This is a genomic window from Lachnospiraceae bacterium (genome assembly GCA_025758065.1).
GTDB lineage: Bacteria > Bacillota > Clostridia > Lachnospirales > Lachnospiraceae > Enterocloster.
This window is the reverse complement of the sequence record CP107199.1, coordinates 673738-699308: the sequence shown is the minus strand read 5'-3', so window position 1 is coordinate 699308 and position 25571 is coordinate 673738. Positions and strand designations below refer to the sequence as shown.

Genomic DNA, 25571 nt, shown 5'->3' with positions numbered 1-25571 from the left:
CCGGTCCTGTTTGCTGGCATATACCATTTTTAGGTAGATGTGGTATAGTAAATAGAGAAAAATCATCATTCCATTTTTCAGGAGGCAGATATGAGCGAAAAGAAGATCGTGGGTATCACCATGGGGGATCCGGCCAGCATCGGACCGGAGATCACCGTAAAAGCATTTGCAGATAAGTCTTTATATGACCTGTGCAACCCGGTAGTAGTAGGCGATGCCAGCGTAATGGAAGCAGCACTTCCGGTCGTAGGACATACAGAAATGAAGATCAATGCCATTAAAGATGTTTCAGAGGCAAAATATGAATACGGGACCATTGATGTGCTGGATATGGGGCTGGTTGATATGGCACAGTTAAAAAGAGGGGAAGTTTCCGCTATGTGCGGAGATGCCGCTTTTAAATATGTAACAAAGGTCATTGAACTGGCTATGGATAAAAAGGTAGACGCTACTGTTACCAATGCATTTAATAAAGAAGCAGTAAATCTTGCAGGACATCATTATTCCGGACATACAGAGATCTACGCAGATATGACCGGAACTAAGAACTATACTATGATGCTGGCGCATGAAAATTTACGTGTAGTCCATGTTTCTACCCATGTTTCCCTGCGTGAAGCCTGTGACCGCGTAAAGAAGCAGCGTGTATTAGATGTGATCCGTATTGCGGATAAGGCATGTAAGGATCTGGGCATTAAGGAGCCAAAGATCGGCGTAGCTGGTTTAAACCCACACAGTGGTGAACACGGTTTGTTTGGAAGAGAAGAGATCGATGAGATCATCCCTGCAATTGAGGCAGCAAAGGCAGAAGGCATCAATGCAGACGGACCTGTACCGCCGGATACAGTATTTTCCAAGGCAAGAGGCGGCTGGTACGACATTGTAGTTGCCATGTACCATGACCAGGGCCACATCCCGTTAAAGGTAGTAGGCTTTGTATACAATCATGAGAAGAAAGCGTGGGATGCAGTGGCTGGTGTAAACATTACCTTAGGACTGCCCATCATCAGAGTATCTGTAGACCACGGAACTGCATTTGACCAGGCTGGAACCGGTAAGGCAAGTGAATTAAGTCTTAGAAATTCTATTGAATATGCAGTCATGTTTGCAAATAATAAGAAGTAAGGATGTTATGACGTTACTGTACATGGTAGGCACTTTTGGAACCGAAAGTGCCGTACGATAACGTAGTGGTAGCGGGAATTTGCCGTATTTAAATGCGAAGCCACGGCAAATTCCGTTGCTGGTCATGCAACGCATGAACAGTAACGTTATGACTGAACTGTAATAAAAAAAATATGGAAAAGGTCTTGCATTTAAGACCTTTTTTTGCTAGAATAACTATTCGTGACATATTAAATCCTTGCTCCTGAAACTGAAAGCAGGGGCCAGAGACCACAAGGAGGTAAAACAAGATGAACAAGTACGAATTAACCGTTGTTCTGAATGTGAAGCTTGAAGACGAAGAGCGTGCAGCAGCAATCGAAAAGGTAAAAGGTTACATCACCCGTTTCGGTGGCACTGTGACCAACGTAGATGAGTGGGGTAAGAAGAGACTTGCTTATGAGATCCAGAAGTCTCATGAAGCATACTACTACTTCATCCAGTTTGAGTCCGATTCTGTATGCCCTAACGAAGTAGAAGCTCACGTTCGTATTATGGAACCAGTGATCAGATACTTATGCGTTAAGGCTGAGGCATAAGAAATACCCAGACCGTGAAAACGGAGTTAAAAAAGGAAGTGTGACCGTATGAACAGAGTTATCTTAATGGGCAGATTAACAAGAGATCCGGAAGTAAGATATTCACAGGGAGAGCGTTCTATGGCAATTGCCAGATACACTCTTGCAGTGGACAGAAGAGGCCGCAGAGGTCAGGAGGGAAGTGACCAGACTGCAGATTTCATTAACTGTGTGGCATTTGACCGCGCAGGTGAGTTTGCAGAAAAGTATTTCCGTCAGGGCATGCGTGTGCTGGTTTCCGGAAGGCTTCAGACAGGCAGCTATGTAAATAAGGACGGTCAGAGAGTATACACCACCGAAGTCATCCTTGATGACCAGGAATTCGCAGACAGTAAGGGTGCGGCATCTGATATGGGCGGCTATGGACAGTCAGCTCCATCTCAGAGACCGGCTCCTACCAGCGCGATTGGTGATGGGTTTATGAACATTCCGGACGGAGTTGAAGACGAAGGACTTCCGTTCAACTAGGCTCTATTATGCCGGATATGTTCCATGGTTAATAATAAAGGAGGACAACACCAATGGCATTTAATAAAACAGACAGACCAGAGGGCGCTAAGATGAGAAGACCAGGCGGAATGCGCAGAAGAAAAAAAGTTTGCGTTTTCTGTGGTGATAAGAACGGCGTTATCGATTACAAGGACACTAACAAATTAAAGAGATACGTATCTGAGAGAGGTAAAATCCTTCCTCGTCGTATCACTGGCAACTGCGCAAAGCATCAGAGAGCTTTAACTGTAGCTATCAAGCGCGCTCGCCACATCGCACTCATGCCATATGTTTGCGAATAATATTTGATTAAAATATGTAGATATTTTGGGACTCTGCGTGAGAGATCATGCAGGGTCTTTTTTATACGTCTGGAAGAAACGGTTGATGTTTTGACCTGGGATCAGATGCATTATGTATTCAAAAAAGTAAAGTAAAAATATATTCTGGCCATGTAAGGCATAGATAATAATTGTTTCAATAAGTAACACCCAGATGGCTGGTATAAGTTGACGAAAAGCTATCTGAGTGTTACAATTCTATACAGTTTTGGCAGAAGCCGGAGTTTCTCCTGATGAACAGGATTGTGTAAAAAGCGATTATTTAAAACGGAATTATGGAAGATAATCATACCAGGAAGGTGTGAACGCTACAGTAAGGGCGATTCATATCTTCCTGTTTCATTTATGGTGATGTCCCCGCCAGTGACATGTACGTTTATCGTATAGGTACCGATGGTGCATCACCGGTCAGGTTTAAACATGAAAGGAGAAAGAAGAAAGTGAAAAAGAACTGGAAAAAAGTTTTATTAACAATAACAGCAGTCCTGGTGGCAGCAGGTCTTGCAGGCTGTGGAAAAGGAAATGCAACAGGAAATACAGCAGGACAGACAGAGCAGCAGGCTGAAAGTACCAAAGAGCAAAAGAATCAGTCACAGACAGAAGATACAGGGAAAAAAGACTCTGTTATTGTAGTCATGGGGCCGTCCTCAGAGCCGGAGGCAGGTTTTGATCCGGTGTATGGCTGGGGTGCAGGGGAACATGTTCATGAACCGCTGATCCAGAGTACATTGACAGTGACTAACAAGGATCTGACCATCGGTTATGACCTGGCAACAGATATGAAAACTTCAGAGGATGGTCTGACCTGGACTGTGACCATTCGCCCGGATGTGAAATTTACAGACGGGGAAGGGCTGACAGCAGAGGATGTGGCGTTTACCTACAATATGCTTCGGGATAACAGCACTGTAAATGATTTTACCATGCTGGATAAGGCAGAGGCTGCAGATGATGTGACCGTGGTATTTCATATGAAACGGCCTTATTCCATCTGGCCATATACCATGGCGATCACAGGTATCCTTCCGGAACATGCTTACGGACCTGATTATGGACAGCATCCTATTGGTTCCGGCCGTTATATTATGAAACAGTGGGATAAGGGACAGCAGGTGATCTTTGAGGCAAACCCGGATTATTATGGGGAAGCTCCGAAAATGAAACAGGTAACGGTTCTGTTTATGGAAGAAGATGCTGCTTTTGCGGCAGTTCAGGCTGGACAGGCAGATCTTGCATACACAGCAGCTTCTTATGCTGACCTGGCTGTGGATGGATATGATCTTTTAGCGTTTAAAACAGTAGATAACCGGGGATTTAACCTTCCGGCTGTTCCTTCAGGTGCAGTAAACGGAGATGGTGTAGCAGCGGGGAATGATTTTACTAGTGATGTAAAAGTGCGCAGAGCCATTAACCTGGGCATTGACAGGGAAGAAATGATCGAGCATGTGTTAAATGGATACGGCAGCCCTGCTTACAGTGTCTGCGATAAGATGCCATGGTACAATCCGGACTCTGAAACTTCCTATGACCCGGAAGCGGCAAAAGCCCTGTTAGAAGAAGCCGGATGGACGGAAGGAAAAGACGGGATCAGGGAAAAAGATGGCGTTCAGGCAGGTTTTACACTTTTATATCCTGCAAGTGACTCTGTCCGCCAGGCACTGGCAGCAGATACAGCCAACCAGTTAAAAGAACTTGGTATCCAGGTGTCCATTGAAGGCGTAGGCTGGGATACCGCTTATGACAGAGCACAGTCTACTCCTCTTATGTGGGGCTGGGGTGCCCATACACCAATGGAATTTTACAATATTTACCATACAGCCCAGAACGGCTCTTTTGCAGAGTATTCCCCATATTCCAATAAAAAAGTGGACGAATACATGGATCAGGCCCTTGAAAGCCAGTCTCTGGAAGAGTCCTATGATCTTTGGAAAAAAGCACAGTGGGATGGTGAAAACGGAGTTACCCAGGATGGGGATATCCCGTGGATCTGGCTGGTGAACATTGATCATCTTTACTGGTCCAGAAATGGGCTTCATGTAGCTGACCAGAAGCTTCATCCACATGGACATGGCTGGTCTATTGTGAATAATGTGGATCAGTGGACTTGGGAATAAAGTATACAGATCAGAAAATACCATGGCTGGATAACAGTTGCGGAAAATAGGAGCAGACAGGTTTGAAGAAACAGGTTTTATTTATCAGTAAAAATTTCATACGGATGCTGGTCCTTCTCATTTTTGTAAGCATAGGGGCCTTTGCCCTGGTTTCCATGACCCCACTGGATCCATTGCAGACCAATGTAGGGCAGGCAGCTCTGGGCTCTATGAGCCCGGAGCAGATCGAAAGGCTGCGGCTTTACTGGGGTGAAGGGATACCGCCATTAAAACGCTATCTCGCATGGGCGGGGGATTTTGCTTGCGGAAATATGGGAACTTCCCTTTTGTATCATCAGCCTGTGGAAAAGGTGATACAGATCCGTTTTGCCAGCTCTGTATGGCTGATGGCAGCTGCGTGGATCTTGTCCGGTGTTGCAGGTGTGATCCTTGGAATGGCGGCTGGTGCCAGAAAGGGAAGCCTGGCAGACCGGGTGATATCTGCTTATGCCCTGGTCACAGCCAGTACACCGGCTTTCTGGGTGGCTCTGGTACTCCTTATGGTGTTTGCGGTGTGGTTAAAAGTCCTTCCTGTGGGATTGAGTGTTCCAATAGGCGCAGATGCGGCCGCTGTTTCCATAGCAGACCGTATCCGTCATGGCATATTGCCGGCAGCGGCTTTAAGCCTTACAGGTATTTCTAATATCACGCTTCACACAAGAGAAAAGATGATACAGGTCATGGAAAGCGATTATGTGCTTTTTGCAAGGGCCAGAGGCGAAAGCCTGGGTTCTATTGTTTTCAGACATGGGCTTCGCAATATGATCCTTCCGGCATTAACACTGCAGTTCGCTTCGATCAGCGAGATTTTTGGCGGTTCTGTTCTTGTGGAACAGGTATTTTCCTATCCGGGGCTGGGACAGGCGGCAGTAAGCGCCGGTCTTGGAAGTGATATCCCGCTGTTAATGGGAATTACCATGATCAGCGCGGCAATAGTGTTTGCAGGTAATTTTATTGCAGATATTTTATATGAGATCATAGACCCCAGAATGCGGAAGAACAGCCAAAAAAGTAAGTGAATGAAAGATTCCGGGCGCATACATTAGACCGGGGATGAAAGGTAATGATAATTTGAAGAAGCATTTGAAACGTACAGAAGGAATAAGCAGCAGGCGCATATTTATAACAGCGCTTACGGCGGCAGCGGTACTGATCCTTGGGGCAGTGCTGGTTTTGGGGGTCTGTTTGAAGGAACAGGCATTGACCACGGATTTTACCAGGAAAAATATAGCACCCTGTATACAATATCCTTTTGGGACAGACTGGATGGGGCGTGATATGTTTGTACGTACCCTTACAGGTTTATCTTTAAGTATACGTATCGGCCTGATCACATCTGTGTTCAGTTCTGTTATTGCAGTAGGACTGGGACTTGCCTGTGCAGCAGGTGGAAAATGGGCAGATAGCTTTATAAGCGGTCTTATTGACGTGGTAATGGGTATTCCCCATATTCTGCTTTTGCTTTTGATTTCATTCGCATTGGGAAAAGGCTTAAAGGGTGTAGCTGTGGGGATCATCCTGACTCACTGGACTTCTTTAACCAGACTGATCCGGGGGGAAGTATTGCAGCTGAGGGAAAGCCATTTTATAAAGATCGCAGAGAAAATGGGCATGAGCCCATGGCAGATCGGGATCAGACATATGATGCCCCATCTGCTTCCCCAGGTGCTGGTGGGAATGGTGCTTATGTTCCCTCATGCCATATTACATGAAGCAAGTATTACATTTTTAGGCTTTGGTCTGTCGCCGGAACAGCCTGCGATCGGGGTGATCCTTTCTGAAAGCATGAAATACCTGACGATGGGAAAATGGTGGCTGGCCTTGTTCCCGGGGCTTTTGCTTGTGTTAGTGGTCATAATGTTTCATGTGATCGGGGATACGTTAAACAGTCTTCTGGACCCGTCCAGGGCTCATGAATAGAGAAATGCAAAGAAGGCAGAAGGGAGGCATAGGTGCAGATGGAAGATTTACAAAGAGAAGAACTTCTTCGTATTGAACATTTATCCGTTACATTTACCCAGTATGACGGCTGGTTTTCCAGAAAAACACTGCCTGTGATCCGGGATTTAAGCCTTAAGGTTTCCCGTGGGGAAATGGTGGCTGTGGTTGGCTCCAGCGGCTCCGGGAAAAGTCTTCTGGCTCATGCAGTCATGGGTGTACTTCCTTATAATGGAAGCTGCGGGGGAGATATTTATTATAAAGGAAAGCAGCTGACCACAAAAAGGATAAAGCAGCTGCGGGGCAATAAGATCGTTCTGGTCCCACAAAGTGTGTCTTATCTGGACCCATTGATGAAAGTGGGAGAGCAGGTAGCTGGCGGTAAAGACCGGATCAGCCTGGAAAAAAGCAGGAAGGCTTTGACAAGGTATGGTCTTGATAAAGAAGTGGATAATATGTATCCCTTTGAACTTTCCGGTGGAATGGCAAGGCAGGTTCTGATCGGAACCGCAGTGGTAGAAAAGCCGGAGTTGGTGATCGCAGATGAACCGACCCCTGGACTTCATATGGAAGCGGCAGTCCGGGTCTTATCCCATTTCCGGGAGATCGCAGATGAGGGAGCAGGTGTACTTCTGATCACACATGATCTGGAACTGGCGTTGAAAACAGCGGACCGGATTGTTGTATTTTATGCAGGAACTGCAGTGGAAGAGGCGGCATGCGTGGATTTTAACCAGGAAGCGGCATTGCGCCATCCATATACCAGGGCGTTGTTTCGGGCGATGCCGGAGCATGGATTTGCACCGGAGCCGGGGATCCAGCCTTATGTGAGAGATCTGCCTGAGGGGTGTCCTTATGGTCCAAGATGTCCGAAATACAGGGAAGAATGCAGTAAAGACATCCCCTATGTACCTTATCAGGGGGGACTGGTGCGGTGTATCTGTCCGGGGGATGAAAAGGAGATTTTACCTGGAATATTATCGAAATCAGAGGTATTGAAGGAGAAAATGACGTCAGAACCCAGTTCTGGTGAATGCAGTGTATGTGGAAAGGAAGGCGCAGGCTTATGAAATTAGAAGCAAAAGACCTGTCATTCCGCTACCATAAAGGAAACAGGCAGATATTAAATCATGTATCTGTAAGCTTTGACAGCAAGGATCGTCTGGGGCTGGCAGCACCTAGCGGATTTGGAAAAACTACGTTTTGTAAGATACTTGCAGGTTATGAACAGCCGGATAAAGGTCAGGTTTTGTTAGATGGAAAGCCCCTTTCCCAATATAAGGGTTACTGCCCGGTGCAGTTGATCTGGCAGCATCCCCAGGAAGCGGTCAATCCCAGAAGACGGATGAAGACCGTTCTGGAAGAAGGCGGTGTGCTGGATGAACGTCTGATCCGGGGACTTGGGATCGAGAAGGAATGGCTGGAGCGGTATCCGGGGGAATTGTCAGGAGGAGAACTGCAGAGATTTTGCATTGCAAGGGCTTTAGGTGAGAAGACCAGATTTCTTCTGGCAGATGAGATCACAGCTATGCTGGATCTGATCACACAGAGCCAGATCTGGAATTTTCTGCTGGAGGAAGTGAGAAGCCGGGAAATCGGGCTTATAGTAGTCAGTCATACAGATTCCCTGCTTGACTGGATCTGTACGGACCGGATCCAATTGTAGGATTTAATGTTCTCTCAGAAAAACGGTAGTAAAGGCAGGTATTAAAAAGTACACAGATTGTTTCTTGTATCGGTGGATTTCTGATAGAGTAATTGTGGATAAAGGAAGGAGGAAACTTAAGCAATCAAAATCATTGTTAATAGTGATTAAATATGTTAAAATATACTCATGGAGGATATTGTTATGAACACATCTAATATCACTAATTACAAACTAAAAGATTTTGCTGAATTATTGGGTGTCTCAGTCAAAACGTTACAACGTTGGGATAGAGAGGGGATTCTGAAAGCAAATCGAACTCCGACTAATAGGCGTTATTATACTTATGATCAATATCTTCAGTTTAAGGGGATAAATACTGAAAGCGATAATCGTCAGATTGTTATTTATGCCAGAGTATCTACAAGAAACCAAAAAGATGATTTACAAAACCAAGTAACTTTTTTACGTCAGTTTTGCAATGCTAAAGGTATCATTGTAGACCAATGTATTGAAGATTATGGAAGTGGGCTTAACTACAATCGTAAAAAGTGGAATCAATTATTAGATGAAGTAATGGAACAAAAAATCAAAACTATCATAGTTACACATAAAGATAGATTTGTCAGATTTGGCTATGAGTGGTTTGAAAAATTCTGTATGAAGTTTAATACAACCATAGTGGTAGTGAATAATGAAGAACTATCACCGCAAGAAGAACTTGTACAGGATATGGTATCTATACTTCACGTTTTTTCTTGTAGATTGTACGGTCTTCGTAAGTATAAAAAACAAATAGAAGGGGATGAGGAAATTGCTAAAGAGCTTCAAAACGGAAATAGATCCGACAGTCGAGCAAAAAATCAAGATCAACAAGACTATCGGCACTTGTAGATATGTTTACAACTTCTATCTCGGTCACAACAAAGCTTTATACGATAAAGGTGAAAAGTTTATGACTGGCAAGAGTTTCAGCGTATGGCTCAATAATGAGTACATTCCTGATAATCCTGATAAAATATGGATTAAAGAAGCATATTCAAAAGCTGTAAAAAAATCTATTGAAGATGGATGTACTGCATTTACAAGATTTTTTAAACATCAAAGTGCTTTTCCTAATTTCAAAAAGAAAGGTAAGTCTGATGTAAAAATGTATTTCGTAAAGAATAATCCTAAAGATTGTAGATGCGAGAGACATAGGTTAAACATACCCACTTTAGGTTGGGTACGCATGAAAGAAAAAGGCTATATACCAACAACTAAAGATGGATGGAAGATCAAAAGCGGTACAGTATCCATCAAAGCAGACAGATATTATGTGTCAGTTCTTGTAGAAATTCCCGACGCTAAGATTGTTAATAATAGCAATGACGGTATGGGAATTGACCTGGGATTGAAAGACCTGGCGATTGTTTCTAATGGTAAAACTTATAAAAATATCAATAAGTCAGCAAGAGTTAAGAAATTGGAAAAGAAATTGCGCAGAGAACAAAGATGTCTCTCACGCAAGTATGAAAATTTAAAGAAAGGAGAGTCCACTCAAAAGAATATACAAAAGCAAAAGCTCAAAGTGCAAAGACTTCATCATAAAATAGATAATATCCGTACTGATTATATCAATAAATCAATAGCCGAGATAGTGAAAACCAAACCATCTTATATAACGATTGAAGATTTGAATGTATCAGGAATGATGAAGAACAGACATCTATCAAAAGCCGTAGGATCACAAAAGTTCTATGAATTTAGAACTAAGCTTAAAGCGAAGTGTGATGAAAATGGTATTGAATTAAGAGTCGTAGACAGATGGTATCCATCATCCAAAATATGTCACTGTTGTGGTGCTGTCAAGAAAGATTTGAAGCTTTCAGACAGAATATACCGTTGTGATTGTGGCTATGTCGAGGATAGGGATTTTAACGCTGCTCTTAATCTAAGAGATGCTTTAACTTACGAAGTTGCATAATCAACGCAAACGTAAGTATGTACTGCGGGCTATCGCAGGAATTTACGACTGTGGAGTGTACAAGAATTTGTGAGTAGCGTATTGTTTACAATCGCCAAAGCATACACAATGAAGCAGTAAGAAGTATCCGCAAGGACTTCAATTTCTCGATGTGTTTGAGTATATTTCAACACATTTTGAGTGGCAGAATGAAGCATGGATGTGCATAAGATGCTGGAGCAGGTAAAGGCGGGCCAGCTGGATATTGCAGAGGCAGAAGAAAAGTTAAAAGATCTGCCCTATGAGGATCTGGGCTATGCAAAGCTGGATCATCACAGGAAGCTGCGTTCCGGTTTTGGCGAAACCATTTTCTGCCAGGGAAAGCCGGACCCGTATTTGAAAGAGATATTCCTGAAATTTTATGAAAGGGACGGGGAAGTCCTTGGAACCAGAGCCAGCAAGGAGCAGTATGAGCTGATCCGTTCTCTGGTGCCGGCAGCAGTTTATGATCCTATTTCCCGTATTGTAAAGGTGGAAAAGCCGGATAAGGAGCATGTGGGATGTGTGGCAGTTTGTACCGGTGGTACAGCAGATATCCCGGTGGCAGAGGAGGCAGCCCAGACAGCGGAGTATTTTGGCACAAAGGTAGACCGCATCTATGATGTGGGAGTTGCAGGCATTCACAGGCTGTTAAGCCAGAGAGAGCGTATTTCCAAAGCAAACTGCATTATCGCAGTAGCAGGAATGGAGGGGGCTCTTGGAACTGTGATTGCAGGACTGGCAGATGCACCGGTGATCGCAGTACCTACATCTGTGGGGTATGGGGCCAGCTTCCATGGTCTGTCAGCTCTTCTTACCATGATCAATTCCTGTGCAAATGGAATTTCAGTAGTAAATATTGATAATGGCTATGGAGCCGGATACATTGCAACACAAATAAACAGAATGGCGGTGAAGAAATAATGAAAAAAACATTATATCTGGAGTGTAATTCAGGAATCAGCGGTGATATGACCGTAGGAGCGCTTCTTGATCTGGGGGCAGACAGAAAGGTGCTGGAGGATGCGCTGGCAAGTCTGGGGGTAGATGGCTATCATCTGCATTTTGGAACAACGGAGAAATGCGGCATCAAGGCCTATGATTTTGATGTGCATCTGGAGTATGAAGAGCATGAACACGACCATGGAGATCACGATCACGGCCATGAACACGCACATGCACATGTTCATGAGGATGGTACAGAGTACAGCCACGAGCATTGCCACGATCATGAGCACGAACACACTCATGAGCACAGCCATGAAGAGTGCACAGAACACGTACATGATCATGAACACACCCATACACATACCAATGAGAATGGCACAGAGCATGCACATGAGCATTGCCACGATCACGGACATACTCACGACCATGGAGATCATGATCATGTACATACCCATGACCATGGAGACCACGACCACGTACATACTCATGATCACATGCACCCACATACTCACCGCAATCTCTATGATATTTACACCATTATCGACCGTCTGCAGTCTTCAGATAAGGTAAAGCAGCTGGCAAGACGTATTTTTGAGATCGTGGCAGAGGCTGAGTCAAAGGCCCATGGTCTTCCAATCGACCAGGTACATTTCCACGAAGTTGGGGCGATCGACTCTATTGTTGATATTATCAGTACAGCAGTATGCCTGGATAATCTGGGCATCGAAAAAGTCATTGTTTCCCCACTTGCAGAAGGTCAGGGATATGTAAGGTGCCAGCATGGCACACTGCCGGTCCCGGTGCCGGCTACAGCTAATATTGCACAGGCATACGGTCTGAAGCTGCGTTTTACAGAAACACCAGGAGAAATGGTCACACCTACTGGTGCAGCGATCGCAGCAGCACTGGGTACCGGTGCTTCCATGCCAAAGAACTATCGCATTGTAAAAATCGGTATTGGGGCTGGAAATAAGGATTTTGACCATGCAAACATCCTCCGCGCCATGATCATTGAAGAAGAGGAAGAAGAAAAAACAGACAGCTTAGAGCTGTTAGAGACTAATTTAGATGACTGTACAGGAGAAGTGCTGGGATATACCATGAACCTGCTGTTAAAGGCTGGTGCAAATGATGTATGGTATACACCGATCTATATGAAAAAGAACCGTCCGGCTTATATGCTTTCTGTATTATGCCGTGAAAGCAGCCGCGAGACTATGGAAGATATTATTTTTACTCATACCACATCTATTGGCATCCGCCGTTTTTCGGCGCAGCGCACTGCCCTGGACCGAAAAAGGATCCAGGTGGAAACAGTTTATGGAGCAGCGGATGTAAAGGTTTGCAGTTATAAGGGAAAGCAATACTGCTATCCGGAATATGACAGTGTTTCAGCAATATGTGATAAGCAGGGAAATGTGGATTTTAATACTGTTTATGAAGCTGTGGAGAAAGCAGCAAAGGAACTGGTATAAAGCAGGCTGCTCAGGCTAAGATCAGTCCGTAAAACAGTTACAGAGAGGTTTCGACAGCACGCTTACAAACAGGGGGCAGCAAAAACAGATAACCGGGGAAGACAAAAGTTTATTATAAGACCTACAGTAAAGGAGACCGGAAGGATGGAAGGACAGAATCACTCAGTAAAAGAAAGACTGGAACAGTTAGAAACATTCATGGGAAAGTACACAGCAGGGGGGAAAGACCTTTGTGTAGCTTTCTCCGGCGGCGTGGACAGCAGTCTGATCTTAAAGGCTGCTGTAAAAGCAGCCACAAAAGACGGCAGCAAGGTTTTTGCAGTTACCTTTGACAGCCGCCTGCATCCTTCATGTGACCTGGAGATCGCAAACCGGGTGGCAGCAGAGCTTGGGGGTGTTCACAAGGTAATACATGTAAATGAACTGGAGCAGGAAGCCATCCGAATGAACCCGGTGAACCGTTGTTATCTGTGCAAAAAGCATCTGTTTGTAAATTTAAAGGAAATGGCAAAAAGCCTTGGCGCTGAGACTGTTATGGACGGAACCAATGAGGATGACCACCATGTATACCGCCCGGGTATCCAGGCATTAAAAGAACTGGGCATCGTCAGTCCGCTGGCGCAGCTGCACATTACCAAAGCGGAAGTAAAAGCCATGGCAAAGGAATGGGGCATTTCTGTAGCGTCCCGCCCGTCAACCCCATGTATGGCAACCAGACTGCCGTATAATACGCCGATCGACTATGATGTTATGAAGCAGATCGAAGCAGGCGAAGGCTATTTAAGAGAGCTGTTAGGAGGAAATGTCCGCCTGCGCCTTCATGGAAATGTAGTGCGTATTGAGGCAGACAAGACCTCATTTGGAAAGCTGTTAGAGCATGGAGATGAGATTGTAAAGACATTAAAGGATCTTGGTTTTGTATACATTACCATGGATCTGGAAGGCTTTCGTTCCGGCAGCATGGATGTTGGTCTGGATAAATAATAGAAGCAGACACATCGGCTGCATGAATAGCAAAAGAACAGCAGAGTAGCAAAGAAACAGCAGAACAGCAAAAAAGCTCCTCAGCCCAATTACCTGGGCGGGGAGCTTTTTTTGCTGTTCTATAGATATTGTGTGTGATGTGTCTCTGCAAATAAAACGACGTTGGCAGATCCTACAGGTATATTCTGCTTAGTGTGTAGCACCTTCCGCAGTCAGGATATCGTTTTCATTTTCACCAATAGCAGCAATGGCAGCTTCAATCCCTTTTGCAATATCCTGTAAATTCATGGATGGTACAGACGGACGGTTTACTACTTGGCTTGGAATAAAAGGAACGTGCATAAAGCCGCCTCTGACTCCCGGATAGCTTTTAGCCAGAGTATAGAGAACACCGTACATCAGGTGGTTGCATACAAAGGTTCCGGCAGTGTTGGAAACGCTGGCAGGAAGTCCGGCATTCCGGATATTCTGTACCATAGCTTTAATAGGAAGAGTAGAAAAATAAGCAGGGGCACCGTCTTCAAAGATGGGCACGTCAATAGGCTGGTTGCCTTCGTTGTCTTTGATGCGGGCATCATCTAAGTTAATGGCAACACGCTCCGGTGTCAGGTCAAAACGTCCTCCGGCCTGTCCGATACAGAGAACAGCATCCGGTTTTTCTGCTTTAATGGCTTTTGCCACTGTGTCAATGGATCTGCCGAAAACAGTAGGTACTTCCAGCTTTACTACCTGGACAGCGCCAACAGTACCGGAAACAAGTTTTACAGCCTCTAAAGCCGGATTGACCGGATCTCCGCCAAATGGGTCAAATGCAGTGAGAAGAAGTTTCATAGTATATCATCCTTTCTGAGAAATTGTCGAAAAATGTTTTACCGGATATTCAAAAAAAAATTAAGATTTATCCGGTAAACTTTGTTAAAAATTAGTTATATTTTATGCAGTATATGCAAAAAAGAACAATATTTTAACGAAATGCCAGAGTATACATTAATACAATGTGAACAGCAAGCATCACCAGCGCAACCGGCAGCTGGCTTAAGATAACAATGTATTTGTTCTTTGTTTCAAGAAGGGCTGCAGGCAGAATATTAAAGTTAGCTGCCATAGGAGTCATTAAAGTACCGCAGTAGCCTGCTGTCAGGCCAAGTGCGCCTACAACCACAGGGTCAGCCCCCTGGGCGATCAAAAACGGGATGCCGATGCCTACGGTGATAACAGAGAAAGCGGCAAAGCCATTACCCATGATCATGGTAAATAAAGCCATGGAGATACAGTAAACAGCAGTAGCTGCAAACAGGTTTCCGGCCGGGATCACGGCGCTTACGCCGCTTGCGATCACATCGCCTACACCGGCAGCTGTGAATACAGACCCCAGTGCTGCCAGGACCTGGGGAAGGATACCGGTAACACCTACATTGTCAGTGAGACGGGTACAGTCTTTTACCGCATAAACAGCCTTTGGCCTGAAAATGATAAAAGCAGTGACCAGGGCGATGGAGCCGGAGATACCGATAGCATTATTGGCACCAAGTACCTTTAAGAAAGTAGCAACTAAAACAGCGCTGACAGCCAGTACCAGCGGCGGGATAAATACGCTGTAGCCAAGTCTGTCAGCAGCAGCACGGGTTTCTGCCTCTTTTGGCATATCGCTTTTGCTTGGGGCTACACGTTTAAATGCAGTAAGGATGGCTAAAAATACAACGCACAGACCGGTGATCCATTTTGGAAGATAAGGTCCCATGATAAAGGTAAATGCAAGAATGAACCAGAAAAGGGCGGTAGTGCCTTTTTTAACACAGGTATCATCTTTTAGGGCTTTCATGCCTGTTGCGATAAAATTAAGGCCGATAATGCAGTAGAAAACTTCTGCAACAATGGTGCTTATGTTCCAGGTCATATTATTTGTCCTCCTTGGTGGCTTTAGATGCCAGACGGCGTTTTAAAATCTGGTCAAAGATCAGGGCGTAGATAATGCCTGTAACAGCAGAGATCACAGCGATGGGAACAGACTGGCCTGCGATCTGGAGCGCGTCTACAGGATAGCCCTGTTCGCTTAAGGTGGATACGATCAGAAGAGTTCCGGAAGATCCCATGAAACAGTTTTGTGCAAAGAAGTTGCCGTAGTTTTCACTTCCGGCACACATTCCTTTGATCTGGTCTTCGGATTTCTCGTCCAGTTCCTTGTACTGTACAACGGCTGCTGCCTGGGCCATAGGATTGATCAGTGGGCGGATAAACTGGGGGTGGCCGCCGACACGCAGGGAGAAAGCAGAGGCAAAGGTACGGATGACCTGCCAGATGGCGATAAGCTTTCCAGTGGTCATGTTCTTTAAAGAACGGATAAAGTCCACTGCCTTATCTTTTAAACCATTCCGCTCACACAGGCCGATCACAGGCAGTGTAAGGATGAAAAGAGTGGCAGTGCGGTTGGTGATAAATGCGGTGCCAAGTGTGTTCAGGATATCCATAGGACTCATTCCGGCAACCAGTCCGGTGGCAAGGCCTGCCACAACGACTACAGCCAGAGTATCTAATTTCAGGATAAAGCCGATCACGACAATAAGTACACCAATTAATTTGATGATTTCCATTAAATAAAACCCTCCTGTTTAAAAATATAGTACACTATGGGTGTCAAAAAATCTTTAACACCTGCAGCATAGTAGGGAGAATTGTAACATATTTATAATTTGCGGGCAAGGAGAAAGGTCTGGAAATAAGATACAGAGGGGGTATTGGGAAAAATTGTCAAAAAGAAAACGAAGAGTTTGTGAAAAGCATAACGCGAGTTAGGAAATTGTTAAGACAAAACGAACAAAAAAAGTTAGAGTGTCTAAAAAAAATTGCAAATAATGCAAAAAATGCCATTGCTTATTTATGGGATATCGAGTATAATCTATTCAAGTTGTACAAAATCTGTAGGGATAGTTTCGGTATTTTCCAATTGTATTTATAAAAAAACAACAAAAAACACCGGAAAGTTTGATATACTATTGACAAGGAAAGGGATACATTTTATGAAAGACTGGCAGTATATTCTGAGGAATCTTTCACTGCTTAGCCAGATGGGAATCTCTCTGGCAGCTCCGCTGCTGTTGTGTCTTTTTTTATGCAGCTGGCTTAACAGCCATTTTATGATAGGGGGATGGATCTATATCCCCGGCTTTATCATGGGGCTTGGAGGCTCATTTATGACGGCATATAAATTATACCTGGTCATTATGAAAGAACAGAAAACGACGAAAAAGAAGAACAGGGAACATGAGAGATCCTTTAACAGACATGTATAACTCATTGGGGATAGGCGCAGGTAAAACGCATATCCGTGCAGCAGGGAGGTAGAAATATGAAGATCCAGCCGGCAGTAAAAAAAGAAACAGGACACATTGCATGCTGGAGTGGCGCAGGTACGATACTTATGATCGTCGCTTTTGCAATCTGTCATAAACTTTTTCCGGAGGCAATACCATTTGATCATAAGGTAATTATTGGCGGCATCATTGGGACAGCTGTTGCAGTAGGAAACTTTTTCATTATGGGACTTACGGTGCAGAAGATCGCATCCGGGGAGCAGAGTGATGAACAGGCCTACAAGAGTATGAAAATAAGTTACAGATACCGTTCCATGGCCCAGTTATTATGGATCGTTCTGGCAATGGTATTACCATTTGTTAATGCTGCGGCGGGCATTATACCGCTGTTTTTCCCAAGTTTGAGCATTAAGCTTATTAACATTCTGGGAATAATAAAAGCAAAGCCAAATCTATAAGAAAGGAGATGAAAATGCGGATATGAATTTTAATATTTCAGGTGCTGCGGTTTATTTCAGGATCCCTACAGGCATACCTGTCCTTGGCGATTTCCTAATATCCGAAACACTGGTGGTCAGCTGGATCGTAATGATACTTATTACGGGACTGTGTATCTGGTTTACCAGGGACCTGAAGGTAGAGAATATATCCAAACGGCAGGCAGTGGCCGAGATGCTGGTAGAACAGGCACAGAAGTTTGTGAGAAATAATACCGGCGGAACAAAGTTTGATAACCTGATCCCATTTGTGGCAGCTTTGTTTACGACCAGTGTAGTTTCCAATCTTATCAGCCTTACCGGTCTGAGAAGCCCTACAGCTGATCTTTCCACAGAAGCAGCCTGGGCAGTGGTAGTGTTCATTATGATCACTTCCAATAAGATCAAGGCTGGCGGCATACTGGGATACTTAAAGGGCTTTACTACCCCAATCCCGGTCATGACACCATTTAATGTCCTGTCAGAACTGGCAACACCGGTAAGTATGGCGTGCCGTCATTTTGGAAATATTCTTTCTGGCGTTGTTATCAACGGGTTGATCTATGCAGCTTTGGCGGTAGCAACATCAGCGCTTCTTGGCTGGCTGCCAGGTGCGCTTGGGCAGGTCTTAGGAAGCATCCCATTCCTTGATGTGGGTATTCCGGCCATTCTGTCTGTCTACTTTGACTGGTTCTCCGGTTTCATGCAGGCATTCATTTTCAGTATGCTGACGATCATGTATATTGCAAATGCGGCAGAAGGTTAAAAACACGCAGTAAGAAAATCTTATCAAAGATATTATTCACATTATTCTAGGAGGAAATTTATTATGACAGATTTTCAGTTATTAGCAAAAGGTATTGCTTTAGCAGGTTGTGCTATCGGCGCTGGTGCTGCTCTGATCGCAGGTATCGGACCTGGTATTGGTGAAGGTAACGCAGTTTCAAAGGCACTGGAAGCGATCGGACGCCAGCCAGAGTGCAAGGGCGATGTAACCAGCACCATGTTACTTGGTTGTGCTATCGCAGAGACCACTGGTATTTACGGTTTCGTTACCGGTCTGCTTCTGATCTTCGTAGCACCTGGTACTTTCATGAACTACCTGTCCTAAGTTTAACGAAACACTTACTGTTTCAAAGTCTACACATACAAATATAAATATGTGAAGACTTCACAAAAACAGAAGGCGGTTTCCACAGACAGGAGGGTAGAAAGATGCGGGAAACACAGGAATTAGTAACGATCATACCGTGGACTTTCATTGCCCAGATCTGCAACCTGTTCATCCAGTGCTGGCTGATCAAGAAATTCTTGTTCAAGCCGGTATGCGCGATCATCGAGAAGAGAAGAGCATTGGCTGATTCTCAGATCCAGGATGCGAAAAAGGCAAAGGAAGAAGCGGCTGCCATGAAGGCTGATTATGAAGCTGAAATGGCAAAAGCAAAAGAAACTGCAAATTCCATTCTCCAGAATGCCCAGAAGGACGCTGCAGCACGCAGTGAGGCCATGATCCAGGAAGCCCAGACACAGGCAGCAGGGATCAAGGCGAAGGCTGAGGCTGATATCGCCCAGGAGAAGAAGAAGGCAGTCAATGACATTAAAAATGAGATCGGCGGCATTGCCATGGACATTGCCGGCAAGGTGATCGAGCGCGAGATCTCAGAAGAAGACCATAAGAAGCTGATCGACGAGTTTATTGAGAATGTAGGTGAGGCATCATGACCAAGACCGCAAAGATCTATGGGGACAGTCTCTATGACCTTGCCGCAGAAGAAAAGCTGACAGAGGAGATACTTCCACAGATGGAGCAGATAATGGCTCTTTTCAAAGAGAACCCAGATTATCTGACTCTTCTTTCTGAGCCATCCATTCCCAAAACAGAACGTGTAGGGCTGTTGGACAAGGCTTTTGAAGGACAGCTTTCCCTGTATCTGTTAAACTACTTAAAACTGTTATGCGAAAGCGGCATGCTGCGGGAATACCGTGACAGCTGCAGACAGTTTAAGGCACGCTACAACGAGGATCACAACATTGCGGAAGCAGTGGTCACTACTGCAGTAGCCCTTACAGAAGCACAGGCACAGGCATTAAAAGAAAGACTGGAAAAAATCAGCGGCAAGACCGTCCTTCTTACACAGAAAACGGACAGCACCATACTTGGCGGTATCCGCGTGGAGTTAGAAGGAAAGCAGCTTGACGGCACTGTTCAGGAACGTCTGTCAAGGCTTAAAAAGAAAATTACGGAGTAACTGTATTAAATTAATAAATAGTTACGTTACGGAAATCATCGTATAAAGGATGTGAATGGAATGCAATTAAAACCGGAAGAGATATCCAAAGTCATCCGAAGCCAGATCAAATATTACCAGAATGCTATTGAGCAGAGCGAAACAGGAACCGTTCTGATCGTAGGTGATGGTATTGCCAGAGTAAGCGGCCTGACCAACTGTATGTCAGGAGAGCTGCTGGAGTTTGAAGACGGCACCTTCGGAATGGCTCAGAACCTGGAAGAAAACAGCGTTTCCGTCGTTCTGTTCGGTTCTGATCAGGGGATCAGTGAAGGACAGACTGTTAAGCGTACAGGAAAGGTAGTAAGCGTACCTGTAGGCGAGGCAATGATCGGACGTGTTGTAAATGCCATCGGCCAGCCGATCGATGGCGCAGGCCCTATTGAGACAACTGAATACAGACCGGTGGAATCACCGGCACCCGGCATCTGTGACAGACAGCCGGTTAAGGAACCATTACAGACAGGTATCAAGGCGATCGACTCCATGATCCCTATCGGAAGAGGACAGCGAGAGCTGATCATCGGTGACCGACAGACTGGTAAGACTACTATTGCTACAGATACCATTTTAAACCAGAAGGGCAAAGACGTTATCTGTATCTATGTTGCCATCGGACAGAAACGTTCTACCGTTGCCAGCCTGGTATCTGAGCTGCAGGCAGGCGGCGCTATGGATTATACCATTGTTGTTGCTGCAACTGCATCTGAGACAAGCCCATTACAGTATATTGCACCTTATTCAGGCTGTGCAATGGGTGAATATTTTATGAACAAGGGAAAACACGTACTGATCATCTATGATGACTTAAGTAAGCATGCGGTTGCATACCGTGCACTTTCCCTTCTGATCCGCCGTCCACCGGGCCGTGAAGCTTATCCTGGTGACGTATTCTATCTGCACTCCCGTTTACTGGAGCGTGCAGCAAAGCTTTCTGATGAAAAGGGAGGCGGTTCTCTTACAGCCCTTCCGATCATCGAGACACAGGCAGGTGACGTATCTGCATACATCCCTACCAACGTTATTTCCATTACTGACGGACAGATCTTCCTGGAGACAGAGCTGTTCCACTCCGGTATCATGCCTGCTGTAAACCCTGGTATCTCCGTATCCCGAGTTGGTGGTAATGCACAGATCAAGGCAATGAAGAAGGTTGCCGGAACCTTGAAACTGGTATACTCCCAGTACAGAGAGCTGCAGAGCTTCGCACAGTTCGGTTCTGACCTGGATGCAGACACTAAGGCACGTCTGGCACAGGGCGCACGTATCGTGGAAGTTTTAAAACAGGGAAGAAGCACACCTGTACCTGTAGAGAAGCAGGTAGCGATCCTGTATGCGGTAGTAAAGGGTGTCCTGACCAGTGTTGAAGTAGAAGATATCCAGGCGTACGAAGAAGGCCTTTATACATTCCTTGACAGTGATGCACAGGGCGTGGCTGCTATGGAAGGTATCCGTACTACCGGAAAACTGGAAGGCGAAACAGAAGAGAAGTTAAAAGCTGCTCTTGCTGACTATACCGACCGGTTTTTAAAGACCAGATAATAGTGATATCAGATCCCTGTTTCCCTGTTTCGGGAGCGCAGGGGTCAATGATATGAATTATAAGGAGGGAACACATGGCTGCAAATATGAAAGCCGTGAAGCTCCGTATGAAGAGCATACAGAGCACCATGCAGATCACCAAAGCAATGGAACTGGTGGCATCCTCCAAGCTGCGTAAGGCAAAGGAACGGGCAGATGCAAGCCGGCCTTATTTCCACACTCTGGAAAACACACTGGAACAGATCGCTGCAGGCAACACAGATCTTTCTTCTGTATATACAAAGAAGAGCAAAAACGAAAAATGGTGCTATGTAGTGATCGCCGGTGACAGAGGACTGGCAGGTGGATACAATTCCAACCTGTTCAAGGAAATGGAGAGCCAGACTGCCGGGAAAGACTACTGTGTACTTCCTATCGGAAAGAAAGCAGTGGAATATTACAAACGCAGGGGCATAGAACTGGTAACTGAAGAATTCGCAGAAGCAGGAGATATTTCTGTATCCGACTGCTTTGAAATCGCAGCTTTATTGTGCAGGGCTTTTAAGGCCGGGGAATTTGGCCATGCAGCTCTGGGCTATACCAACTTTGTCTCTATGCTTTCCCAGAAGCCGGATGTATCATCCATGCTTCCGTTAGAAGACCTTTCAGGGGAAGAAAAGGATATGAAACAGATCCATTCCCTGATCTTATATGAGCCGGACAGCGAAACGGTGTTTGACGCCATCGTGCCGGAGTATCTGGCTGGTATGGTATATGGTGCCATGTGTGAGTCTGTTGCCAGTGAGCTGGCAGCGAGAAGGACTGCCATGGATGCTGCATCCAAGAATGCAGGAGAGATGATCGAACAGCTCAGCCTGTATTACAACCGTGCCCGTCAGGCCAGCATAACCCAGGAGATCACTGAGATCGTAGCTGGTGCAGAGGAGCCTTAAAGAGGAGATAGATATATGACAGAGAAACACATTGGAAAGGTGGTGCAGGTTACCGGACCGGTACTGGATATCCGGTACAAGGAAGGGGAACTGCCTGCATTGCTGAACGCAATTGAGATCGACATCAACGGTCATAAGCTGATCGCAGAAGTTGCGCAGCAGATCGGTGATGACGTAGTGCGCTGCATCGCTATGAGTTCCACAGATGGACTTGTGCGCGGTACAGACGCAGTAGATACAGGAAGCCCTATTACCGTACCTGTAGGCGATGAATGCCTGGGACGTGTATTTAACCTGTTAGGAGATCCTGTAGATAATAAACCTGTTCCAGAGGCAAAGGAACGCTGGGCGATCCATCGTCCGGCTCCATCTTACGAGGAGCAGACACCGGCAACAGAGATCCTGGAAACAGGTATCAAGGTCGTTGACCTGATCTGCCCTTATGCAAAGGGTGGTAAGATCGGTCTGTTCGGCGGTGCCGGTGTAGGTAAAACAGTTCTTATCATGGAGCTGATCCACAACGTAGCAACTGCACACGGCGGTCTGTCCGTATTCACCGGTGTAGGAGAGCGTACCCGTGAAGGAAATGACCTTTACGGAGAGATGCAGGAAAGCGGTGTTATAGATAAAACTGCCTTAGTATATGGTCAGATGAACGAGCCGCCGGGCGCACGTATGAGAGTTGCCCTTTCCGGACTGACTATGGCAGAATACTTCCGTGATGTTAAGAATCAGGACGTGCTGCTGTTCATCGATAACATCTTCCGTTTCACCCAGGCTGGTTCTGAGGTTTCTGCACTGCTTGGCCGTATGCCTTCAGCAGTAGGCTACCAGCCAACACTGGCAACAGAAATGGGTGCTTTACAGGAGCGTATCACTTCTACTAAGAAGGGCTCTATCACATCTGTACAGGCTGTATACGTGCCTGCAGATGACTTAACTGACCCGGCTCCTGCAACTACATTCACCCATCTGGATGCAACCACCGTACTTTCCCGTGATATTGCCAGCCAGGGTATTTACCCTGCAGTAGATCCGCTGGATTCTACCAGCCGTATCCTGTCTCCTGAGACAGTAGGCGAAGAGCATTATCAGGTAGCACGTTCTGTACAGAGAGTGCTGCAGCGTTATAAGGAACTGCAGGATATCATCGCTATCATGGGTATGGATGAACTTTCTGAAGAAGATAAGCTGACCGTATCCAGAGCACGTAAGGTACAGAGATTCCTGTCCCAGAGCTTCTCCGTAGCAGAGCAGTTCACAGGTATGAAAGGCCAGTACGTGCCGTTAAAAGAGACCATCCGCGGATTTAAGAAGATCTTAGACGGCGAATGCGATGACATCCCGGAGAGCTGCTTCCTGTTTGCCGGAACCATTGATGACGTATACGAAAAAGCAAAACAGCAGCAGTAGAAGGGAGGAACAGGTATATGACGACCTTCCATTTACAGATCGCGACCATGGACGGAAATGTATTTGACGGTCAGGTACAGAGCGTATCCTGCCGTACCATCCACGGAGACCTTGCCATTCTGGCCCGCCATATGAATTACTGTACGGCTATAGGAATGGGAACCGCTCATGTGGTATTAGAGGACGGAACTGATAGGAAAGCAGCCTGCATCGGCGGAATGCTGACCATGATGAACGGCGAATGCCGTCTGATCCCTACTACCTGGGAGTGGAGCGAAGATATTGATGTAGCCCGTGCCGAAAAGGCAAAAAAGCTGGCAGAAGAGAAACTGAACCAGTCTAGTATGGATGACAAAGAGGTAAAGCTGGCAGAAGCAAAGCTTCACCGTGCATTGGTCCGTATTGGAACAGCGCAGAAATAAAAGGCTTCAGGCTGATTTTAAACAGTCGTGGGAATGTTAAGATTCTCACGACTGTTTTTTCTTTCTAAGGTATGATATAATGAGCGTAGGGAAAAACAAGCGGCTGCGCAGCAGACATTTGTTTTTCACAAGCCATTAACGAACGAATCGCCTGCGCAAGCAGGCAGTAGAGCGCGAATGCGCGGGATTCGTGAGTTTGCGATACAATGAGTCCAAAAGAAAAACAAGCGACACCGAAGGTGGCATTTGTTTTTCTTGGACCATTAACGAAGGTTCCGCCTGCGTTAGCAGGCAGTGGAGCGCATCCGCACAGGAAACCTGAGCCTACAAGCATATATAAACGGAGAAAATCACCATGGAAACCAAACGAATCAAAATAAATGACACAAAAAATATAAACGATGAAGAATTAAAAGAAGCCGCCCAGATTTTACGTGACGGCGGTCTTGTTGCATTTCCAACAGAAACTGTATACGGTTTAGGGGGAAATGCCTTAGATGAAAAAGCAGCAGGAAAGATATATGCGGCTAAAGGCAGGCCTTCAGATAATCCTCTGATCGCCCATGTATCCTGTGCTGCAGAAGTCACACCGTTGGTAAAATATATCCCGGAAGCAGGAAAGAAATTAATGGATGCTTTCTGGCCAGGCCCACTGACTATTATTTTCCCTAAAAGTGATATTGTACCTTATGGAACCACTGGTGGTCTTGATACAGTAGCGGTCCGTATGCCGGTAGACCCGGTTGCAAACCGCCTGATCGCACTGGCGGGTGTACCGGTAGCAGCACCAAGCGCCAATACCTCCGGCCGTCCAAGCCCTACAACAGCAGACCATGTATGGCAGGATTTAAACGGCAAGATCGAGATGATCATTGATGGAGGCCCTGTAGGGATCGGTGTGGAATCCACGATTGTAGATGTATCCGGTGATGTTCCCGCAGTTCTGCGTCCAGGCGCTATTACCATGGAAATGTTAAAAGATGTTTTAGGGGAAGTTACCATTGACCCGGCTATTTTAGGACCGATGGCAGAAGGCGTGCGTCCAAAAGCACCTGGTATGAAGTATAAACATTATGCTCCAAAGGCAGATCTGACCTTAGTAGAGCCTGCAAATGTGGCAGATGCCAGAAAAACAGGGGAAGCCGTTGCCATGACACAGGAACAGGTGGAACAAATGGTGAAAACTGTGTGGAAGCTGGCAAAAGAAAAAATCGATGCAGGTTGTAAAGTTGGTATCATCTGTACCGATGAGTCAAGATCACGTTATCCCCAGGGTGAGGTGCGCAGTATTGGCGCCAGAAAGAGCCAGGAGTCTGTAGCACATAACCTGTATGCACTGCTTCGCGAATTTGATGATTTAAAAGTAGACTATATCTTTTCTGAAAGCTTTACCCAGGATCATCTGGGACAGGCCATTATGAACCGTCTGTCAAAAGCAGCGGGATATCAGATCTATAAAGTATAATGGAACACAGCATTCCTGTATCA

Annotated in this window: 28 protein-coding genes; 25 read left to right on the top strand and 3 right to left on the bottom strand. The window is 45.6% G+C overall.

The genetic code is table 11. The annotated features are described in order from the left end of the window. Positions 1 to 120: 120 nt before the first annotated feature. The 14 genes from pdxA to larE all read left to right on the top strand — a co-directional run bounded on the left by pdxA (position 121) and on the right by larE (position 13699). A complete protein-coding gene (gene pdxA, locus OGM16_03205; protein UYJ48384.1) occupies positions 121 to 1125 on the top strand; it encodes a 4-hydroxythreonine-4-phosphate dehydrogenase PdxA in 1005 nt (334 codons plus the stop codon). Between the two features lie 290 nt (positions 1126 to 1415). Next, positions 1416 to 1703, top strand: a complete 288-nt coding sequence (gene rpsF, locus OGM16_03200; GenBank protein ID UYJ47293.1) for a 30S ribosomal protein S6 — start codon at positions 1416 to 1418, stop codon at positions 1701 to 1703. Positions 1704 to 1751: 48 nt separating this feature from the next. Next, positions 1752 to 2210 carry a single-stranded DNA-binding protein gene (locus OGM16_03195; GenBank protein ID UYJ47292.1) on the top strand — a complete coding sequence of 153 codons (459 nt, stop codon included), beginning with the start codon at positions 1752 to 1754 and terminating at the stop codon, positions 2208 to 2210. Positions 2211 to 2263: 53 nt separating this feature from the next. Then, on the top strand, positions 2264 to 2533 hold the full coding sequence (gene rpsR / locus OGM16_03190; protein UYJ47291.1) for a 30S ribosomal protein S18: 270 nt from the start codon (positions 2264 to 2266) through the stop codon (positions 2531 to 2533). A gap of 479 nt (positions 2534 to 3012) precedes the next feature. Beyond that, a complete protein-coding gene (locus OGM16_03185) occupies positions 3013 to 4686 on the top strand; it encodes an ABC transporter substrate-binding protein (GenBank protein UYJ47290.1) in 1674 nt (557 codons plus the stop codon). A gap of 104 nt (positions 4687 to 4790) precedes the next feature. After that, complete coding sequence (locus OGM16_03180) at positions 4791 to 5744, top strand: ABC transporter permease (protein UYJ48383.1); 954 nt, start codon at positions 4791 to 4793, stop codon at positions 5742 to 5744. Positions 5745 to 5808: 64 nt separating this feature from the next. Next, a complete protein-coding gene (locus tag OGM16_03175; GenBank protein ID UYJ48382.1) occupies positions 5809 to 6645 on the top strand; it encodes an ABC transporter permease in 837 nt (278 codons plus the stop codon). 38 nt (positions 6646 to 6683) lie between these two features. After that, the gene (locus OGM16_03170; GenBank protein ID UYJ47289.1) at positions 6684 to 7733 is read left to right on the top strand and encodes an ABC transporter ATP-binding protein; all 1050 of its coding nucleotides are present in this window, start codon (positions 6684 to 6686) and stop codon (positions 7731 to 7733) included. Continuing rightward, entirely contained in the window at positions 7730 to 8329 is a 600-nt protein-coding gene (locus tag OGM16_03165; GenBank protein ID UYJ47288.1) for an ATP-binding cassette domain-containing protein, read from the top strand. The genes OGM16_03170 and OGM16_03165 overlap by 4 nt, the downstream gene beginning before the upstream one ends. A gap of 198 nt (positions 8330 to 8527) precedes the next feature. After that, positions 8528 to 9202 (top strand): IS607 family transposase, encoded by a 675-nt coding sequence (locus tag OGM16_03160; GenBank protein ID UYJ48381.1) that lies wholly within the window; start codon positions 8528 to 8530, stop codon positions 9200 to 9202. Then, a complete protein-coding gene (locus OGM16_03155) occupies positions 9114 to 10274 on the top strand; it encodes a transposase (GenBank protein UYJ47287.1) in 1161 nt (386 codons plus the stop codon). Before OGM16_03160 ends, OGM16_03155 begins: the two co-directional genes overlap by 89 nt. Positions 10275 to 10469: 195 nt before the next feature. After that, the gene (larB, locus tag OGM16_03150; GenBank protein ID UYJ47286.1) at positions 10470 to 11216 is read left to right on the top strand and encodes a nickel pincer cofactor biosynthesis protein LarB; all 747 of its coding nucleotides are present in this window, start codon (positions 10470 to 10472) and stop codon (positions 11214 to 11216) included. Beyond that, on the top strand, positions 11216 to 12715 hold the full coding sequence (gene larC / locus OGM16_03145; GenBank protein UYJ47285.1) for a nickel pincer cofactor biosynthesis protein LarC: 1500 nt from the start codon (positions 11216 to 11218) through the stop codon (positions 12713 to 12715). Before larB ends, larC begins: the two co-directional genes overlap by 1 nt. A gap of 198 nt (positions 12716 to 12913) precedes the next feature. Beyond that, the gene (larE, locus tag OGM16_03140; GenBank protein ID UYJ48380.1) at positions 12914 to 13699 is read left to right on the top strand and encodes an ATP-dependent sacrificial sulfur transferase LarE; all 786 of its coding nucleotides are present in this window, start codon (positions 12914 to 12916) and stop codon (positions 13697 to 13699) included. 189 nt (positions 13700 to 13888) lie between these two features. On the opposite strand, the gene pcp is transcribed toward larE, so the two are convergent. The 3 genes from pcp to OGM16_03125 form a co-directional block, all read right to left on the bottom strand. Further along, entirely contained in the window at positions 13889 to 14530 is a 642-nt protein-coding gene (pcp, locus tag OGM16_03135) for a pyroglutamyl-peptidase I (protein UYJ47284.1), read from the bottom strand. Positions 14531 to 14663: 133 nt separating this feature from the next. After that, positions 14664 to 15596, bottom strand: coding sequence for a DUF979 domain-containing protein (locus OGM16_03130; protein ID UYJ47283.1), 933 nt, complete (start codon positions 15594 to 15596; stop codon positions 14664 to 14666). Position 15597: 1 nt separating this feature from the next. Next, positions 15598 to 16281 (bottom strand): DUF969 domain-containing protein, encoded by a 684-nt coding sequence (locus OGM16_03125; protein UYJ48379.1) that lies wholly within the window; start codon positions 16279 to 16281, stop codon positions 15598 to 15600. 435 nt (positions 16282 to 16716) lie between these two features. On the opposite strand from OGM16_03125, the gene OGM16_03120 reads away from it, so the two are divergent. From OGM16_03120 to OGM16_03070, 11 genes are all read left to right on the top strand, one after another. Then, the gene (locus OGM16_03120) at positions 16717 to 16989 is read left to right on the top strand and encodes an AtpZ/AtpI family protein (protein UYJ47282.1); all 273 of its coding nucleotides are present in this window, start codon (positions 16717 to 16719) and stop codon (positions 16987 to 16989) included. 56 nt (positions 16990 to 17045) lie between these two features. After that, positions 17046 to 17468 carry an ATP synthase subunit I gene (locus OGM16_03115; GenBank protein UYJ47281.1) on the top strand — a complete coding sequence of 141 codons (423 nt, stop codon included), beginning with the start codon at positions 17046 to 17048 and terminating at the stop codon, positions 17466 to 17468. A 22-nt stretch (positions 17469 to 17490) separates the two neighbouring features. Then, positions 17491 to 18252, top strand: a complete 762-nt coding sequence (locus OGM16_03110; GenBank protein UYJ47280.1) for a F0F1 ATP synthase subunit A — start codon at positions 17491 to 17493, stop codon at positions 18250 to 18252. A gap of 63 nt (positions 18253 to 18315) precedes the next feature. Then, positions 18316 to 18597: an ATP synthase F0 subunit C gene (atpE, locus tag OGM16_03105; protein ID UYJ47279.1), complete on the top strand. Its 282-nt coding sequence runs from the start codon at positions 18316 to 18318 to the stop codon at positions 18595 to 18597. A 104-nt stretch (positions 18598 to 18701) separates the two neighbouring features. Further along, complete coding sequence (gene atpF / locus OGM16_03100) at positions 18702 to 19208, top strand: F0F1 ATP synthase subunit B (protein UYJ47278.1); 507 nt, start codon at positions 18702 to 18704, stop codon at positions 19206 to 19208. Then, the gene (gene atpH, locus OGM16_03095) at positions 19205 to 19735 is read left to right on the top strand and encodes an ATP synthase F1 subunit delta (GenBank protein ID UYJ47277.1); all 531 of its coding nucleotides are present in this window, start codon (positions 19205 to 19207) and stop codon (positions 19733 to 19735) included. Before atpF ends, atpH begins: the two co-directional genes overlap by 4 nt. 60 nt (positions 19736 to 19795) lie before the next feature. Then, the gene (gene atpA, locus OGM16_03090; protein ID UYJ47276.1) at positions 19796 to 21316 is read left to right on the top strand and encodes a F0F1 ATP synthase subunit alpha; all 1521 of its coding nucleotides are present in this window, start codon (positions 19796 to 19798) and stop codon (positions 21314 to 21316) included. 74 nt (positions 21317 to 21390) lie between these two features. Beyond that, positions 21391 to 22248 (top strand): ATP synthase F1 subunit gamma, encoded by an 858-nt coding sequence (gene atpG / locus OGM16_03085; GenBank protein ID UYJ47275.1) that lies wholly within the window; start codon positions 21391 to 21393, stop codon positions 22246 to 22248. Positions 22249 to 22263: 15 nt separating this feature from the next. Further along, a complete protein-coding gene (gene atpD, locus OGM16_03080; GenBank protein ID UYJ47274.1) occupies positions 22264 to 23661 on the top strand; it encodes a F0F1 ATP synthase subunit beta in 1398 nt (465 codons plus the stop codon). A 17-nt stretch (positions 23662 to 23678) separates the two neighbouring features. After that, positions 23679 to 24083, top strand: coding sequence for an ATP synthase F1 subunit epsilon (gene atpC / locus OGM16_03075; protein UYJ47273.1), 405 nt, complete (start codon positions 23679 to 23681; stop codon positions 24081 to 24083). Positions 24084 to 24438: 355 nt separating this feature from the next. Beyond that, complete coding sequence (locus tag OGM16_03070; protein ID UYJ47272.1) at positions 24439 to 25548, top strand: L-threonylcarbamoyladenylate synthase; 1110 nt, start codon at positions 24439 to 24441, stop codon at positions 25546 to 25548. Positions 25549 to 25571 lie beyond the last annotated feature (23 nt).